We start from the raw sequence: 1,291 nt of genomic DNA, 5'->3' as shown, positions 1-1,291 counted from the left end.
TACCAGGTTGAGTCAAAAGTTATTAGCGTTTTATTAAGAGATATTAATTGTTTTACTGCTTCATTATTACGACATTTTTTGGCGCAATATTTCATATCATTTTGAAGCGATTGAAAAGGTAAATCTGTTTAGCATTATTATTTTTTTTTCCCATTTTTAATTTAAAAATTTTACTATGTAGAATGAGTGATCAAAAATTGACGAAACGGGTCTTATTGTTGCACTATTGGAAAAAAGGACTTACAGCAGCAGCTGCGACTCGCGACATCTGTGATATAGAAGGTAAGGATTTTGTGAAAAACAGTACAACCCGATGGTGGTTCCAGCGCTTCAAGCAAGGTGTCACCAGCCTAGAAGATAACGAACGTCCAGGTCGACCATCAGTGGTAAATAAAGAGGTACTACGAGCCAAGGTAGAACAACAGCCATGTACAAGCACACGTAGACTGTCGGACGAACTAGGTCCTTCACAAAGCACAATAAATCGTCATTTGCGCAATCTTGGTTTTGTTTGCAGAAACCCTCTGCAAGTTCCACACATTTTAACAGAAAAACAATCTAAACATCGACTTGAAGTTTGCCGAAAACTCCTCACAAATCCACAAGACATTAGATTTTGGAAACGAATTGTCACAGGGGACGAAAAGTGGATATTCTTCCGTAATTCTACGGGTGGAAAGCAGTGGTTGCAATCTGGTCAATCGGCTCAACAAATTGTTAAAACCAAGCGCTTTGAGAAGAAAGTAATGTTATGCGTATGGTGGAACTTTGAGGGTCCTATACACTGGGAATTGGTTCCAGACGGTCGAGCAATCGATGCCACACTTTACGCCGAACAGCTAAAGCGAGTGCATGATGTTATGAGCAAACGATACCCCGCATTGGTAAATCGCGGAAGAGTACTGCTTCAACATGATAATGCTCCAGCCCATACTTCGCGAAAGGTGCAACAGAAGCTACAAGAACTGTCGGGGTTCGAAGTCCTCCCTCACCCAGCGTATAGTCCTGACCTCGCTCCTTCTGATTTCCACCTGTTCCGTTCTTTGGCACATTTCCTTCAAGGGCGATGTTTCACTTCTGAGGAAGGGTTGAAAAATGACATGATGGAGTTCTTTGCCTCAAAATCACCAGACTGGTACCGTCATGGAATTGAACTATTGGCTCAAAGGTGGCTCCAAGTAACTCAAAGCGATGGATTGTACTTTGAGGAATGATTGTGATTTTGTTTTAGTTGTTCTTGTAATTTAATGTTTTGAATAAAAACGCTAATAACTTTTGACTCAACCTGGTA

Annotated in this window: 1 protein-coding gene; it reads left to right on the top strand. The window is 40.9% G+C overall.

Going from position 1 to position 1,291, the window contains the following annotated elements; all coding sequences use genetic code 11:
* Positions 1–182: 182 nt before the first annotated feature.
* Positions 183–1,214: a hypothetical protein gene (locus ACAX61_RS19560; protein WP_370716210.1), complete on the top strand. Its 1,032-nt coding sequence runs from the start codon at positions 183–185 to the stop codon at positions 1,212–1,214.
* Positions 1,215–1,291 lie beyond the last annotated feature (77 nt).

This window comes from Sphingomonas sp. IW22 (genome assembly GCF_041321155.1).
Lineage (GTDB): Bacteria > Pseudomonadota > Alphaproteobacteria > Sphingomonadales > Sphingomonadaceae > Sphingomonas.
This window is presented reverse-complemented; position numbering and strand designations above follow the sequence as displayed.

What these genes read in the sequence shown, in the direction of transcription:
- ACAX61_RS19560 (WP_370716210.1), top strand. Translation starts at nt 183, where the DNA reads ATGAGTGATCAAAAATTGACGAAACGGGTCTTATTGTTGCACTATTGG.